This window comes from Noviherbaspirillum galbum, assembly GCF_010974945.1.
In the GTDB taxonomy this organism is placed as follows: domain Bacteria; phylum Pseudomonadota; class Gammaproteobacteria; order Burkholderiales; family Burkholderiaceae_D; genus Noviherbaspirillum; species Noviherbaspirillum galbum.
This window is the reverse complement of sequence record NZ_JAAIVB010000044.1, coordinates 1-14,009: the sequence shown is the minus strand read 5'-3', so window position 1 is coordinate 14,009 and position 14,009 is coordinate 1. Positions and strand designations below refer to the sequence as shown.

15 protein-coding genes are annotated in these 14,009 nt (G+C 66.3%); 12 read left to right on the top strand and 3 right to left on the bottom strand.

The window, feature by feature from the left end:
• Positions 1-122: 122 nt before the first annotated feature.
• From G3574_RS13130 to G3574_RS13085, 10 genes are all read left to right on the top strand, one after another.
• Positions 123-821, top strand: coding sequence for a 3-oxoacid CoA-transferase subunit A (locus tag G3574_RS13130; protein WP_163963818.1), 699 nt, complete (start codon positions 123-125; stop codon positions 819-821).
• Positions 818-1,480 (top strand): CoA transferase subunit B, encoded by a 663-nt coding sequence (locus G3574_RS13125; RefSeq protein WP_163963816.1) that lies wholly within the window; start codon positions 818-820, stop codon positions 1,478-1,480. Before G3574_RS13130 ends, G3574_RS13125 begins: the two co-directional genes overlap by 4 nt.
• Before the next feature lie 21 nt (positions 1,481-1,501).
• Positions 1,502-2,704 (top strand): 3-oxoadipyl-CoA thiolase, encoded by a 1,203-nt coding sequence (gene pcaF, locus G3574_RS13120; RefSeq protein ID WP_163963814.1) that lies wholly within the window; start codon positions 1,502-1,504, stop codon positions 2,702-2,704.
• 32 nt (positions 2,705-2,736) lie between these two features.
• Positions 2,737-4,116, top strand: a complete 1,380-nt coding sequence (locus tag G3574_RS13115; RefSeq protein ID WP_163963812.1) for a 3-carboxy-cis,cis-muconate cycloisomerase — start codon at positions 2,737-2,739, stop codon at positions 4,114-4,116.
• Positions 4,117-4,120: 4 nt separating this feature from the next.
• Entirely contained in the window at positions 4,121-4,915 is a 795-nt protein-coding gene (gene pcaD / locus G3574_RS13110) for a 3-oxoadipate enol-lactonase (protein WP_163963810.1), read from the top strand.
• Complete coding sequence (gene pcaC, locus G3574_RS13105; protein WP_163963808.1) at positions 4,908-5,300, top strand: 4-carboxymuconolactone decarboxylase; 393 nt, start codon at positions 4,908-4,910, stop codon at positions 5,298-5,300. The genes pcaD and pcaC overlap by 8 nt, the downstream gene beginning before the upstream one ends.
• An 89-nt stretch (positions 5,301-5,389) precedes the next feature.
• A complete protein-coding gene (locus G3574_RS13100; RefSeq protein ID WP_163963806.1) occupies positions 5,390-6,256 on the top strand; it encodes a branched-chain amino acid ABC transporter permease in 867 nt (288 codons plus the stop codon).
• Between the two features lie 59 nt (positions 6,257-6,315).
• Positions 6,316-7,320, top strand: a complete 1,005-nt coding sequence (locus tag G3574_RS13095) for a branched-chain amino acid ABC transporter permease (RefSeq protein ID WP_163963934.1) — start codon at positions 6,316-6,318, stop codon at positions 7,318-7,320.
• Positions 7,317-8,069, top strand: coding sequence for an ABC transporter ATP-binding protein (locus G3574_RS13090; RefSeq protein ID WP_163963804.1), 753 nt, complete (start codon positions 7,317-7,319; stop codon positions 8,067-8,069). The genes G3574_RS13095 and G3574_RS13090 overlap by 4 nt, the downstream gene beginning before the upstream one ends.
• Positions 8,062-8,763, top strand: coding sequence for an ABC transporter ATP-binding protein (locus G3574_RS13085; RefSeq protein WP_163963802.1), 702 nt, complete (start codon positions 8,062-8,064; stop codon positions 8,761-8,763). The genes G3574_RS13090 and G3574_RS13085 overlap by 8 nt, the downstream gene beginning before the upstream one ends.
• A gap of 478 nt (positions 8,764-9,241) precedes the next feature.
• On the opposite strand, the gene G3574_RS13080 is transcribed toward G3574_RS13085, so the two are convergent.
• Complete coding sequence (locus G3574_RS13080) at positions 9,242-10,417, bottom strand: ABC transporter substrate-binding protein (protein ID WP_163963800.1); 1,176 nt, start codon at positions 10,415-10,417, stop codon at positions 9,242-9,244.
• Positions 10,418-10,546: 129 nt separating this feature from the next.
• The gene (gene pobA / locus G3574_RS13075) at positions 10,547-11,728 is read right to left on the bottom strand and encodes a 4-hydroxybenzoate 3-monooxygenase (protein WP_163963798.1); all 1,182 of its coding nucleotides are present in this window, start codon (positions 11,726-11,728) and stop codon (positions 10,547-10,549) included.
• 150 nt (positions 11,729-11,878) lie between these two features.
• Between pobA and G3574_RS13070 the strand changes: the two genes are divergently transcribed.
• Positions 11,879-13,237, top strand: coding sequence for a GMC family oxidoreductase N-terminal domain-containing protein (locus G3574_RS13070; protein WP_163963796.1), 1,359 nt, complete (start codon positions 11,879-11,881; stop codon positions 13,235-13,237).
• A gap of 61 nt (positions 13,238-13,298) precedes the next feature.
• Positions 13,299-13,751, top strand: coding sequence for a hypothetical protein (locus G3574_RS13065; RefSeq protein WP_163963794.1), 453 nt, complete (start codon positions 13,299-13,301; stop codon positions 13,749-13,751).
• A 24-nt stretch (positions 13,752-13,775) separates the two neighbouring features.
• Here G3574_RS13065 and G3574_RS13060 read toward each other — a convergent pair.
• The coding region (locus tag G3574_RS13060) for a sensor histidine kinase (RefSeq protein ID WP_163963792.1) at positions 13,776-14,009 on the bottom strand (234 nt) is incomplete at its 5' end.

Genomic DNA, 14,009 nt, shown 5'->3' with positions numbered 1-14,009 from the left:
CGGCACCATGCATTCCGAACAATAGTGCGTTAATCGCACACGGTCAATCCCGAAAGGGAAGCCATGTTCGGTAAGCGAACAAGCACATTCATGATCTTCCCGTTCAATCGAAAAGGATTGCCGTGATCAACAAGATAAGCGCCTCGCTGGAAGACGCGCTGGCTGACATCCACGATGGCGCCACCGTCATGATCGGCGGCTTCGGCAACGCCGGCATGCCCTCCGAACTCATCGATGCCCTGATCGCCCAGGGCGCGCGCGACCTGACCATCGTGAACAACAATGCCGGCAACGGCGACACCGGGCTCGCCGCCCTGCTCAAGGCCAGGCGGGTGCGCAAGATCATCTGCTCCTTCCCGCGACAGGTCGACTCCTGGGTGTTCGACGGCCTCTACCGCGCCGGCGAGATCGAACTCGAACTGACCCCGCAAGGCAATCTCGCCGAGCGCATCCGCGCCGCCGGCGCCGGCATCGGCGGCTTCTTCAGTCCGACCGGCTACGGCACGCTGCTGGCGCAGGGCAAGGAAACCCGCGAGATCGATGGCAAGCACTATGTGTTCGAACTGCCCATCCACGCCGACTACGCCCTGATCAAGGCGCTGCGCGCCGACCGCTGGGGCAACCTGGTCTACCGCAAGACGGCACGCAACTTCGGACCCATCATGGCGATGGCGGCCAAGTGCACCATCGCCCAGGTGAACGATGTCGTCGGCCTCGGCGAACTCGATCCCGAAACCATCGTCACGCCCGGCATCTTCGTGCAGCGGGTGGTCACGATCGGCAAGCAGGCAAGACAAGAAGGACTGGAGCAGCGCCCATGAACAAGCTTACCCGCGACCAGATGGCGGCGCGCGTCGCCCGCGACATCGAGGAAGGCGCCATCGTCAACCTCGGCATCGGCCTGCCGACGCTGGTGGCCAACCACCTGCCGAGGGACAAGGAAATCCTGCTGCACACCGAGAACGGCCTGCTGGGCATGGGCCCCGCGCCGGCCGCCGGCGAGGAAGACGAAGACCTGATCAACGCTGGCAAGCAGCCGGTGACCGCCCTGCCCGGCGCGTCTTACTTCCACCATGCCGACTCCTTCGCGATGATGCGCGGCGGCCACCTGGACATCTGCGTGCTCGGCGCCTTCCAGGTGTCCGTGACCGGCGACCTCGCCAACTGGCATACCGGCGCGCCGGACGCGATCCCGGCGGTCGGCGGCGCGATGGACCTCGCCGTCGGCGCCAAGCAGGTATTCGTGATGATGGAGCACCTGACCAAGAGCGGCGAAAGCAAGATCGTCGAGCGCTGCACCTATCCCCTGACCGGCATCGGCTGCGTCAACCGCATCTATACCGACCTTGCGGTGCTGGACGTGACCGCGGACGGCCTCGCCGTGCGGGAGATCGTTCCCGGACTCGGCTTCGCCGAACTGCAGCGCCTGAGCGGCGTGACCCTGATCGATGCCAGCGCGGCAAACCCCGACAACAGCTAAGAACCACCAAAGGACAAGACCATGACCCAAGCCTTCATTTGCGATGCCATCCGCACCCCCATCGGCCGCTACGGCGGCGCCCTCAGGGACGTGCGCGCGGACGACCTCGGCGCGATTCCCCTGCGCGCCCTCATGCAGCGCAACGGCAAGGTGGACTGGGAAGCGGTACAGGATGTGATCTATGGCTGCGCCAACCAGGCCGGCGAAGACAACCGCAACGTCGCGCGCATGGCGCTGCTGCTGGCGGGCCTGCCGCTGCAGATCGGCGGCTCGACCGTGAACCGCCTCTGCGGTTCCGGCATGGACGCGGTCGGCACCGCGGCCCGCGCCATCAAGGCGGGCGAAGCGGGCCTCATGATCGCAGGCGGCGTCGAATCCATGACCCGCGCGCCCTTCGTGATGGGCAAGGCCGACAACGCGTTTTCACGCAATGCCGCCATCTTCGACACCACCATCGGCTGGCGCTTCGTCAACCCGCAGATGAAGGCCGCCTACGGCGTGGACTCCATGCCCGAGACCGCGGAGAACGTGGCAAGCGACTACAAGATCAGCCGCGAGGACCAGGACCGGTTCGCCATGGCGAGCCAGAACAAGGCATCGGCGGCGCAGGCGAACGGCACGCTGGCCGAGGAAATCACGCCGGTCAGCATCCTGCAGAAGAAAGGCGACCCGATCGTGGTCGAGAAGGACGAACACCCGCGCGCCACCAGCATGGAGGCGCTGGCGAAGCTCAAGGGCGTGGTGCGGCCGGACGGCACTGTCACCGCGGGCAATGCCTCGGGCGTGAACGACGGCGCCTGCGCGCTTATCCTCGCCGACGAACAGACCGCCGCCAGGCACGGCCTGACTCCCAAGGCAAGGATCGTCGGCATGGCGACCGCGGGCGTCGCGCCGCGCGTGATGGGCATCGGCCCGGCGCCGGCGACGCAGAAGCTGCTGAACCAGCTCGGCATGCGCATCGACCAGATGGACGTCATCGAACTCAACGAAGCCTTCGCGGCGCAAGGCCTCGCGGTGCTGCGCGAACTCGGCGTGCCTGACGACGACGCGCGCGTCAATCCGAACGGCGGCGCCATCGCGCTCGGCCATCCGCTCGGCATGAGCGGCGCGCGCCTCGTCACCACCGCGATGTACCAGCTTCATCGAAGCGGCGGCCGCTTCGCACTGTGCACCATGTGCATCGGCGTCGGCCAGGGTATCGCAATGGTGATCGAACGGGTATAAAGAAGCCGACGCCAACCCCGGACACTCCATCCATGACAAGCACGCCGCTTTCCAGCCTCACCGGCCCGATGTTCTCCACGGATGCCATGCGGGCCGTCTTTTCCGCCGAAGCCTGCGTGCAGGGCATGCTGGACTTCGAGGCGGCGCTGGCACATGCGGAAGCGGCATGCGGCGTGATCCCCGCAAGCGCGGCGGAACCGATCGCCGCGCGCTGCAGGCAGGAACACCTGAACCTTCCCGCGCTCGGACGCGCCGCCGCGTCCGCCGGCAACCTGGCCATTCCCCTGGTCAAGCAACTCACCGCGGATGTCGCCGCGCATGACAAGGAAGCCGCCAAGTACGTGCATTGGGGCGCGACCAGCCAGGACGCGATCGACACCGGCCTGGTGCTGCAACTTCGCCAAGCGCTGGACCTGATCGACCAGGATTTGCGCCGGCTTGGCGATGCCCTGGCTGCCCTTGCCCAGGCGCATCGCGATACCACCATGATCGGACGCACCTGGATGCAGCATGCCTTGCCGGCCACCTTCGGCTTGAAGGCGGCGGGCTGGCTGGACGGCGTGCAGCGGCACCAGGAACGATTTTCCGCCTTGCGAGCCCGCGTGCTCGCGCTGCAGTTCGGCGGCGCGGCCGGCACGCTCGCCAGCCTGGGCGGCGAAGGCCTGCGGGTCGCGCAAGCCCTGGCCGACCGGCTGCAACTCGCCTTGCCCGCCATGCCATGGCATACCCAGCGCGACCGCATCGCCGAGGTGGCGGCCATTGCCGGCATGCTGACCGGCTCGCTCGGCAAGATGGCGCGGGACGTTTCCCTGCTGATGCAGACGGACGTGGCGGAAGCCTCAGAACCGGCAGCGCAAGGACGTGGCGGCTCTTCCACCATGCCGCACAAGCGCAACCCGGTCGCCTGCGCCGCAGCGCTGACCGCCGCCGCGCGCGTTCCCGGCCTGGTGGCGACCGTGCTGTCGGGCATGGTCCAGGAGCATGAACGGGCACTCGGCGGCTGGCAGGCGGAATGGGACAGCCTGCCCGAGATCCTGCAGCTGACGGCCGGTGCGCTGGCGCAAATGGCCGACACGATGGCCGGCCTGTCGGTCGACGCCGCACGCATGCGCGCCAACGTCGACATCACCCATGGACTGGTGATGGCGGAAGCCGTCACCCTGGCGCTCGGCGCCCGCATGGGCAGGATGGAGGCGCACAAACTGGTCGAAGCGGCTTGCCGCCGCGCGGTCGCGGACGGACTCGACCTGAAGGACGCCCTGGGCCGCGAGCCTGCCCTGAAGGACATCATTGCCGCCGGCGACCTGGACCGCCTGCTCGACCCGGCGCAATACCTAGGCCAGGCTGCCGCCTTCACCGACCGCGTGCTGGCGAGACAGTCCTCACATGCCGCAGACAATAAGGAGCGATGACACCATGCCTTTTCTCGACCTGGCAGGCATCCGGCTGCATTACGACATCGAAGGACGCGAGGGTGCGCCATGGCTCATCCTGTCGAATTCGCTGGGCACGACGATGGACATGTGGCAGCCGCAGCTGCCCGCGCTGCGCGAGCGCTTCCGCGTGCTGCGCTATGACACGCGGGGACACGGCCAGTCCGGCATTCCCGCGCAGGACTTCGCCGTGGAGCAACTCGGCCGTGACGTCCTGGCCCTGATGGATCACCTCGGCATCGAACGCGCGCATTTCTGCGGCCTCTCGATGGGCGGCATGACGGGCATCTGGCTCGGCATCCACGCCGGTGCGCGCATCGACCGCCTCGTGCTGTGCAACACCTCGGCCCACATCGGACCGCCGGAACTCTGGAATGCACGCATCGACAAGGTCAGGAACGAAGGCATGGCAGCCATCGTGCCGGCCGTCATCGAACGCTGGTTCACGCCCGCCTATCGGCAGCGCGCGCCGGAAGAGGTCGAGCGGGTGCGGCGCATGCTGCTCGAGACCGACCCGCAGGGGTATGTCGGCAATTGCGCCGCCGTGCGCGACATGGACCAGCGCGGCGAGGCGGCAACGATCGCCAATCCGGCGCTCGTGATCGCGGGCACGCATGATCTGGCCACGCCCGCCGCAGACGGCCGCTGGCTCGCCGGGCAGATCAAGGGCGCCGCCTACGTGGAACTGGATGCCGCCCATCTCTCCAACTGGGAACAGGCCGACATGTTCACCGCCGCGCTGACCCGCTTCCTTGAGCAAGGAGACAAGAATGGATGAACGCGAACGCCATGCCAAGGGCATGGAAGTGCGCCGAGCGGTGCTGGGCAACGCCCATGTCGACCGCACGCAGCAAAACCTGAACCCGCTCAACGGCGAATTCCAGGACCTGATCACGCGCTATGCCTGGGGCGAGATCTGGACCCGGCCCGGCCTGCCGCGCCATACCCGCAGCCTGCTCACCATCATGGCGATGGTTGCCCTGAACCGGGAAGCGGAACTGCGGCTGCATCTTCGCGCGGCGGCCAACAATGGCGTCACCCGCGACGAGATCAAGGAAGTCCTGCTGCAGGCCGCGATCTACTGCGGCGTGCCGGCGGCCAACTCCGCCTTCCACATGGCGGAGGAAGTGTTCCGCCAGATGGACGAAGCCCCCAAGACCTGATTTCCCAGCCAGCTTCAAGACGGCGCAAGACCGTCCGACCGCATTCACTTTGGAGACCACCGCATGAACCAGTTCCAGCCGGGGCGGCCATGATCGGCAACCTGATCGGCGTCCTCTTCGACGGGCTCGCCTATGGCAGCCTGCTCTTCCTCATCAGCGTCGGCCTGTCGGTGACGATGGGACTGATGAATTTCGTCAACCTCGCGCATGGCGCGTTCGCGATGGTCGGCGGCTATGCCTGTGTCACGCTGATGACCCGGATGGGACTGCCCTTCCTGCTCACCCTGCCGCTGGCCTTCGTGGCGAGCGCGGTGCTGGGCCTGGTCCTGGAACGCACGCTCTACCGCCGCCTCTACAAGGCCAGCCACCTCGACCAGGTGCTGTTCTCCATCGGCCTGACCTTCATGGCGGTGGCCGCCGCCACCTATGTCTTCGGGCCGCAGCAGCAGCCGGTGCAGCTGCCCGACTGGCTGCGCGGACAAGTCTCCCTGCTCGGGCTCGACCTCGGATCGTACCGGCTGTTCATGATTGCCGTGGTGGTCATCATTACCGGCGCGCTCGGCTACCTGCTGGAACGCACGCGCTTCGGCGCCCAGATCCGCGCCTCGGTGGACAACCAGGTCGCATCGGCGGGCCTGGGCATCAACGTCAACCGCGTGTTCAGCCTGACCTTCGCGCTCGGCTCCGGCTTGGCTGGCCTCGGCGGCGGACTCGGCATCGACGTGCTCGGCCTGGACCCGACCTTTCCCATCAAGTACATGGTCTACTTCCTGCTGGTGGTTGCGGTCGGCGGCGCCGGCACGATACGCGGCCCGCTGTTCGCCGCGCTCATCCTCGGCATCTTCGACGTGGCCGGCAAGTACTACGTGCCGGACGTCGGCGCCTTCGTGATCTACGTATTGATGGTGGTCCTGCTGCTGCTCTTCCCCGCAGGCCTGCTCGGGAGGCGCACATGAAACAGGCGACAAGCACACCACGGGCGGCGGACGGCCCGGCATCGTCCGCGCAGGCGGGCATGCCTGCACGCATTGTGCCGCGTCTTCCGAACGACCGCTGGCGGCCTGCGGAGATCGTGTTCTGGCTCGCGCCGCTTGCCATCTATTTTCTCTTTCCCGGCTACCTCGTCCTGGGCAGCCAGGTCATGATCGTCGGGCTGTTCGCCCTCTCGCTCGACCTCATCCTCGGCTATGCGGGCATCGTGTCGCTCGGCCACGCCGCCTACTTCGGCGTCGGCGCCTACGCCGCCGGCCTGCTCGCGGCGCATGGCTGGGGCGAGCCGGTCAGCGGGCTGCTGCTGGCCACGGCCGCGGCCGGCCTGTTCGGCTTCGTCGCCAGCTTCCTGGTGGTGCGCGGACATGACCTGACGCGCCTGATGGTCACGCTCGGCATCGGGCTGATGACCTACGAAGCCGCGAACAAGGCCGCCTTCATCACGGGCGGCGTGGACGGCTTGTCCGGCGTCACCATGGACAAGCTGCTCGGCGTGTTCGAGTTCGACCTCGCCGGCCAGACCGCCTATTTCTACAGCCTGGCGGTGCTGTTCGTGATCTTCGTCGCGATGCGCAGGCTGGTGAAGTCGCCGTTCGGCATGAGCCTGACCGGCATCCGGGAGGGTGCGAAACGCATGCCCGCCATCGGCGCCGACGTCAACGCGCGGCTGGTGGCGGCGTTCACCGCGGGCGCGGCGATCGCGGGCGCGGCGGGCGCCCTGCTGGCCCAGACCACGCAGTTCGTCGGCCTGGATTCGCTCGGCTTTTCCCGCAGCGCGGAGCTGATCATCATGCTGGTGCTCGGCGGCACGGGACGGCTCTATGGCGCGCTGGTCGGGGCGCTGGTGTTCATGCTCGCGCAGGATTACCTGTCCGGGCTCAACCCCGCCTACTGGCAATTCTGGATCGGCCTGTTCCTGGTGATCGTGGTGATGTTCGGCAAGGGCGGCATCCTTGGCGTTGCGGAGAAGGTGGCTGACCGGCTCAAGGGCAGGAAGGCCAGTCAGGAATCACGGGGAGAACAGCCATGAACACCACCTTGCGTACCGAGGGCTTGTCCAAGCAATGGGGCGCCTTCAAGGCGAACAGCGACATCACCCTGCGCTTCCAGCCAGGCGCGCGCCATGCCCTGATCGGGCCGAACGGCGCGGGCAAGACCACCTTCATCAACCTGCTGACCGGCGCCCTGCCGCCCACCAGCGGCAAGGTCTATTTCGGCGACGACGACATCACGGCGCTGCCGCAGCACAAGCGGGTCAAGCGCGGCATGACGCGCACCTTCCAGATCAATACCCTGTTCGGCGGCCTGACGGTGCTGGAATCGGTCATGCTGTCCATCTCGGAGCGCGAAGGGACGCATTTCACCTGGACCCGCACGGTAGCGCAACAGACCGCCGCCATCGAGGAAGCCATGCACCTGCTGCACCTGCTCAAGCTCGCGCAGGATGCCAACACCCGCACCAGCAACCTGCCTTATGGCAAGCAGCGCCTTGTCGAGATCGCACTGGCGCTGGCGACCAAGCCGAAGGTCCTGCTCCTCGACGAGCCGGCCGCCGGCATTCCATCCGCCGAAAGCCGCGAACTCTTCGACGTGATTTCCCAGTTGCCGCGCGACGTCACCATTCTCTTCATCGAACATGACATGGGCCTGGTGTTCCGCTTTGCCGAACGCATCACGGTGCTGGTCGGCGGCAAGGTTCTCACTGAAGGCACGCCGGCCGAGATCGCGGCCGATCCGCGCGTGAAGGAAGTTTACCTGGGGGAGGCGGAGCATGTCTGAACTGCTGCGGGTCGAGCATGTCACCGCCGGCTACGGCGACTCGGTGGTCCTGGAAGACATTTCATTTTCGCTGCAGGAAGGCGGCAGCCTCGCGCTGCTCGGCCGCAATGGCGTCGGCAAGACCAGCCTCATCGTCAGCCTCATGGGCCTTACCCGCCTGCATCGCGGCAGCATCCACTGGCGGGGCAAGGACCTGCTGCGCCTCGACACCCATGAGCGCGCCCATGCGGGCCTCGGCTGGGTGCCGCAGGAACGCTACATGTTCCCTTCGCTGACGGTGGAGGAACACCTCACCGTCGTCGCCCGTCCCGGCGAGTGGACGCTGAAAAAGGTCTACGAGATTTTTCCGCGCCTCGAGGAGCGGCGCAGCAACATGGGCAACCAGCTCTCCGGCGGCGAACAGCAGATGCTCGCCATTGCACGGGCGCTGATGGTCAATCCCAGCCTGCTGCTGCTGGACGAACCGATGGAAGGCCTTGCGCCGATCATCGTGCAGGAACTGGTGCGCGTCATCCGCAAGCTGATCGCCACCAGCGGCATGGCGGTGATCGTGGTGGAACAGCATGCGCGGCTGGCACTGTCGATGACCGAACGCGCGATTGTGCTGGATCGCGGGCGGATCGTGCATGATTCCGACAGCGCGAGTTTGATGAATGATGCGGAGGGGCTGAATCGTCTGGTGGCGGTGGCGTGAAGGCGTTTCTGCGTTGCGGGGTTTATTGTGCGTTTCTCCGGACGGCCGAAATGAGATTCCCGCCTGCCCGGGAATGACAGAGATAGGCGCGCTGCGACGAGCGCAATGCCGAAGGCGAGCCTGCCGTGTCCCTTCTGACGTCGCCGAAAGGGAGGACGGCCAAGCGGAAAAAGAAGCGTGGCTGTCTGAGCCGAAGGCGAGTTTCCACGCTTCCCGCTTGGCCGTCCTCCCTTTCGGGAACCCCGCAGGGGCGACGGCAGCAGGGTCGCCTTCTCTTGCTTACTTCTCTTGGCGAGACAAGAGAAGTGAGTGGCCCGCCGGGGCCAGTCCCGGCAAGCCCCCACGGAGTGGGAAGCGCAACCGGGTCACCGGAGAGGCGTACGCAACCGTCGTGGAAATGGGACCCCCGCCTTCGCGGGGATGACAGAGATAACCTCGAATGACAAAGGCAAGCGGGAACGCCATCCCGCAATGCCCCTTACTTCCCCGGATCCTTCACATCCGCAAACTTGTCGAACTCGACGTTGAACAACTCTCCATTCACCTTCTCCACCTTGCGGATGTAAACCGTCTGCACGATATCCCGCGTAGCCGGATCGATCATCACCGGACCGCGCGGGCTGTTGATCTTCATGCCTTTGATGACGGCCATCGCCTTGTCGCCTTCGATCTTGCCATTGAGCTTCTTCGCCACCTCGTAAATTGCATGCATGCCGTCATACGCCGCGACCGACATGAAGTTGGGACGGCCGCCGTTCGGGTTGGCATCGGCGTAGCTCTTCAGGAAGGTCTTGTTCTCCGGCGAGTTGTGCGCGGCGGAATAATGGAAGCTGGTGATCACGCCGAGCACCGGATCGCCCATGGCCTGCAGCACGTGGTCGTCGGTCAGGTCGCCGGTGGCGATGACCTTGATGCCGGCTTCGGCCAGGCCGCGCTCGCGGTAGCCTTTCATGAAGGCGATGCCCTGCTCGCCCGCGGGAACGAAGATGAAGACGGCTTCCGGCTTGGCGTCCTTGATGCGCTGGATGAAGGGTGCGAACTCGGGGTTGCGCAGCGGCACGCGGATCGATTCGAGCACTTGTCCGCCGCCGCCGATGAAGTGGGTCTTGAAGGTGGTTTCGGCGTCGATGCCGGGGCCGTAGTCGGCCACCAGCGTGACCACGCGCTTGATGCCGTTCTTCACCGCCCAGGTCGCCATCGGGCCGGAGATCTGCGGCAGCGTCATGGAGAAGCGGGCGATGTAGTTCGACTTGGTGGTGATCACCGAGGTCGCCGCGTTCATGATGATCATCGGCTTCTTCGCCTGCTCGGCGATCGGGGCCACGGCCAGGGCTTCAGGCGTGAGTCCGAAGCCCGCGAGGAAATCCACCTTGTCGCGGACCACGAGTTCCTGGGCGAGGCGCTTGGCGACTTCCGGCACCGGGCCCGTGGTGTCCTTGGTGATGATCTCGATCTTCTTGCCGGCGACCTTGTCGCCATGTTCCTTCATGTAGGCCTTGATGCCGCCTTCCATCTGCCGGCCGTAGTCGGCGAAGGGTCCGGAGAAAGGGGCGACGAGGCCGACCTTGATGGTGTCTTCGGCGTACGCCACGGTTGCCGTCAAGCTCATCGTGCCGACGGCGGCAAGGGATGCGAGTACCTTCTTGATGCTCATGGTTGTCTCCATTGATGTGTTTCTTCTTCGTTGCGGCTTTCAGCGGGGAAAGCGCGTGCTCCAATCATAGCTGCAAACATCGGCCGGCGGTGGCGGGCTGTTCGGTGACCGCACGGCTTTGCGCTGGCGTCACTCTATCCTTTCATAGGGCAGGCCGACATAGTTCTCGGCAATGGTCGTGCGGCCGGCATGCGAGCCGGTGAAGTATTCCAGGTCCGCCATCTGGATGCGGCGGCCGAAGGCATCGTCGTCGAGCTTGTGCAGGATCGAGGTCATCCACCAGGAGAAGCGTTCCGCCTTCCAGATGCGGCGCAGGCAAAGCTCGGAATACCGGTCGAGCAGCGCCTCGCGGTTTTCCTGGTAGCGCTTGCGGAGCAGGTGGTACAAGGTGTACACGTCGCTGGCGGCAAGGTTGAGCCCCTTGGCGCCGGTCGGCGGCACGATGTGCGCGGCATCGCCGACGAGGAACATCCTGCCGAACTTCATCGGCTCGGCGACGAAGCTGCGCAGCGGGGCAATGCTCTTCTCGATCGACGGCCCGGTGACGAGGTTGGCGACCACGTCCTCCGGCAGACGGGACTTCAATTCTTCCCAGAAGCGCTCGTCCGACCAGTCCTCGACGCGTTCGGCAAGCGAACATTGCACGTAGTAGCGGCTCAGCATGTCGGAGCGCATGCTGCACAGGGCAAAGCCGCGTTCATGGTTGGCATAGATGAGTTCCGGCGCTACCGGCGGCGTGCGCGACAGGATGCCGAGCCAGCCGAAAGGATAGACGCGCTCGAAGCAGGTGATGGCTTCCTTGGGCACCGACTTGCGCGTCACGCCGTGGAAACCGTCGCAGCCGGCGATGTATTCGCATTCCAGTTCGTGCGTTTCCCCATCCCTTGTATAGCGGACGCGCGGACTGTCGCCGTGGAAGTCGAGCGGCTGCACGTTCTCGGCCTCGTACACCGTCAGGCCGCCAGCGGCTTCGCGCGCCGCCATCAGGTCGCGCGTCACTTCGGTCTGGCCGTAGACCATCACCGTCTTGCCGCCCGTCAGTTCCTTGAGGTCAATGCGCTCGCGGCGGCCATTGAACGACAGGCTGAAGCCTTCGTGCACATGGCCCTCCCGATCCATGCGCTCGCCGGCGCCAGCTTCGCGCAGCAGGTCGGTCGTTCCCTGTTCGAGCACGCCGGCGCGGATGCGGCTGAGCACGTACTCTGGCGTTTTCGCTTCGAGAATGACATTATCAATGCCCTGGCGCTGCAACAGCTGGCCGAGCAGCAGCCCGGACGGCCCGGCGCCAATGATCGCAACCTTGGTTTTCATGCGGTCTCCTGCCTGTTCGAGGATGTCAGTGGCACCATGTTCGGTCCTGGCGAAGCTTTTTGGAATTCACTTTTGCGGTGAATACTTGTACTTTTGACGGATTTGCCCTGGCCGTCGCTGACGTGGCGCAAGCAGATCGCGAGGTTGCACATGCTGAACAACGAAGCTCAATCCTTTCCGGACGGCGATGCCATGGAGGCGATCGTTGTCGGCACCGGGCCGGGCGGCGCGATGGTGGCGCGCGAACTCGCCCGGCGCGGCCGGCGCGTGCTGCTGCTGGAACAAGGCGGCGCGGCGCCGTTCAAGGGCAGCCTGCTGCAGATGGCCGGCATGGCCGCCATCCCGGGTAAGGGCGCATTCTTCAACCTCGATGGCTCGCTGCTGGTGCGCGGTCTCACCGCGGGCGGCAGTTCGGCGATCAACTTCGCCACCGCCCTGTCCCCGCCCCTGCCGATGTTCGACAGGCTGGGCATCGACCTCCGGCCGGCGCTGGAAGACGTGAAGCGGCAGGTGCCGCTCGCGCCCCTGCCAGACGCCTTGGTCGGTCCCGCTGCGCGGCGCATCATGCAGGCCGCGCTCGGCATGGACCTGCCCTGGCGCAAGCTGGACAAGACGATATACGCCGACAAGTGCCAGGCGGGTTGCTGGCGCTGCGTGTACGGTTGTCCGACCGGCGCGAAATGGACCGCGCGCAACCTGGCGGAAGAAGCAGCACAGGCGGGCGCACGCGTGCTTACGGGCGCCCGCGCGGAACGTGTCATCGTGGAAGACGGCCGCGCCTGCGGCGTTGCATTCATGCAGGCGGGCCGCCGGCGCGTCGCCCGGGCCGGCACCGTGATCCTGGCCGGCGGCGGCATCGGCAGCCCGCGGCTGCTGCGGAGATCCGGCCTGCCGGCGGGCAACGGCACGCATTTCAGCGATCCGGTGATCGCCGTCATGGGCAGCGTGGACGACATGCATGACGGCGGCGCCGAGGTGCCGATGGCGGCCGGCCTGCATCTCGCGCAGGACGGTGTCATGCTTTCTGACATGAGCCTGCCGCTGGCGATGTACCGTGCATTCGCGCTGCAGGTGGGGCGGCTCGACCTTCTTTCGCACTCAGCCCACGCGCGCACGCTGACCATCATGGTCAAGATCCGCGACCGCATCGGCGGGCGCATCGGTCCGCACTGGGTGAACAAGCGGCTGCACGCCGACGACAAGGAAAAATTCAGGAAGGGCGTGGCGCTGGCCGAGGCCATCCTCAGGCAGGCCGGGGCGCGGCGGATCTTCCGCACCTGGCATTTCGCGGCCCATCCCGGCGGCAGCGCCCCCATCGGCGAAGTCGTGGACACTGACCTGCGGACAGCCACGCCCGGCCTCTACCTCTGCGACGCGTCGGTCATCCCGGGAGAATGGGGCTTGCCGCCAACCCTGACCCTGCTCTGCCTCGCCACGCGGCTGGCGGCGCACATCGCGGACGAACGCCTGCCGGAAACCCGCCGCATCGCCATCGCCTCAATGCGATGACGGCATGCAACAACCGGGGCGGATCTGCCACGACGTACATTCTTGCCAGTGATTAAGTCCGATGCCTGACAACTCTCCAACGCTCCCGCTTTCCGATTCGCCCGCGCCGGCACCAGAACCGGGTCCCGCGGATGCGGCGCGCCGCCGGCCGGCCTCCCCGGAGCTGCGCCAGGCACTCGACCAGGCACTGGCCGCGGAAAAGCGTCTTGCAAAGGAAGCGGACGACCTGAACGCCCGCCTCGCGACCCTGCTCAACGATCCGCAGACCCAGCAGCTGCTGCGCGGTCCCGCCGGCGCGGAAATGAAGGCGGCAGCGCGCCCCGGTCCGCTGCGCCTCAAGCTCGACGCCCGGCTCGCACACCCGCCGCGCGACGACGAAGGCCCCGCCATTCCGCTCGCGCCCGTGCTGGTCGTCGGCCTGCTCGGCACCGTGGCGCTGGCCTGGCTGGCGCTGCGCCTGCGCACGATGCGCGGCAAGCCCGCCAACCTGGACGGCAAGTCCGGCGCGGCCTGAGATCGCGGGCCTGCCGGGAGGCGGTCAGTCGAAGGCGGGACGCAGCGGCAAGGCCAGGATGAAGGTCGTGGACACGCCCACCTGGCTCCTCACCGTGATGCTGCCCTCGTGCAGATCGACGATCTTTTTTACCAGGTGCAGACCCAGCCCCACCCCCTTGATGCTTTCCTTGCCATGGTCGGCACGGAAAAACTTGTCGAAGATCTGCGGCAGCTGTTCCTCCGGAATGCCCACTCCGGAATCCTCCACCTCGATCAC

Excerpts from the sequence above, each read along its gene's own strand:
- G3574_RS13125 (WP_163963816.1), top strand. The coding sequence starts at position 818 with ATGAACAAGCTTACCCGCGACCAGATGGCGGCGCGCGTCGCCCGCGAC.
- pcaF (WP_163963814.1), top strand. The coding sequence starts at position 1,502 with ATGACCCAAGCCTTCATTTGCGATGCCATCCGCACCCCCATCGGCCGC.
- G3574_RS13115 (WP_163963812.1), top strand. The coding sequence starts at position 2,737 with ATGACAAGCACGCCGCTTTCCAGCCTCACCGGCCCGATGTTCTCCACG.
- pcaD (WP_163963810.1), top strand. The coding sequence starts at position 4,121 with ATGCCTTTTCTCGACCTGGCAGGCATCCGGCTGCATTACGACATCGAA.
- pcaC (WP_163963808.1), top strand. The coding sequence starts at position 4,908 with ATGGATGAACGCGAACGCCATGCCAAGGGCATGGAAGTGCGCCGAGCG.
- G3574_RS13100 (WP_163963806.1), top strand. The coding sequence starts at position 5,390 with ATGATCGGCAACCTGATCGGCGTCCTCTTCGACGGGCTCGCCTATGGC.
- G3574_RS13095 (WP_163963934.1), top strand. The coding sequence starts at position 6,316 with ATGCCTGCACGCATTGTGCCGCGTCTTCCGAACGACCGCTGGCGGCCT.
- G3574_RS13090 (WP_163963804.1), top strand. The coding sequence starts at position 7,317 with ATGAACACCACCTTGCGTACCGAGGGCTTGTCCAAGCAATGGGGCGCC.
- G3574_RS13085 (WP_163963802.1), top strand. The coding sequence starts at position 8,062 with ATGTCTGAACTGCTGCGGGTCGAGCATGTCACCGCCGGCTACGGCGAC.
- G3574_RS13080 (WP_163963800.1), bottom strand. The coding sequence starts at position 10,417 with ATGAGCATCAAGAAGGTACTCGCATCCCTTGCCGCCGTCGGCACGATG.
- pobA (WP_163963798.1), bottom strand. The coding sequence starts at position 11,728 with ATGAAAACCAAGGTTGCGATCATTGGCGCCGGGCCGTCCGGGCTGCTG.
- G3574_RS13070 (WP_163963796.1), top strand. The coding sequence starts at position 11,879 with ATGCTGAACAACGAAGCTCAATCCTTTCCGGACGGCGATGCCATGGAG.
- G3574_RS13065 (WP_163963794.1), top strand. The coding sequence starts at position 13,299 with ATGCCTGACAACTCTCCAACGCTCCCGCTTTCCGATTCGCCCGCGCCG.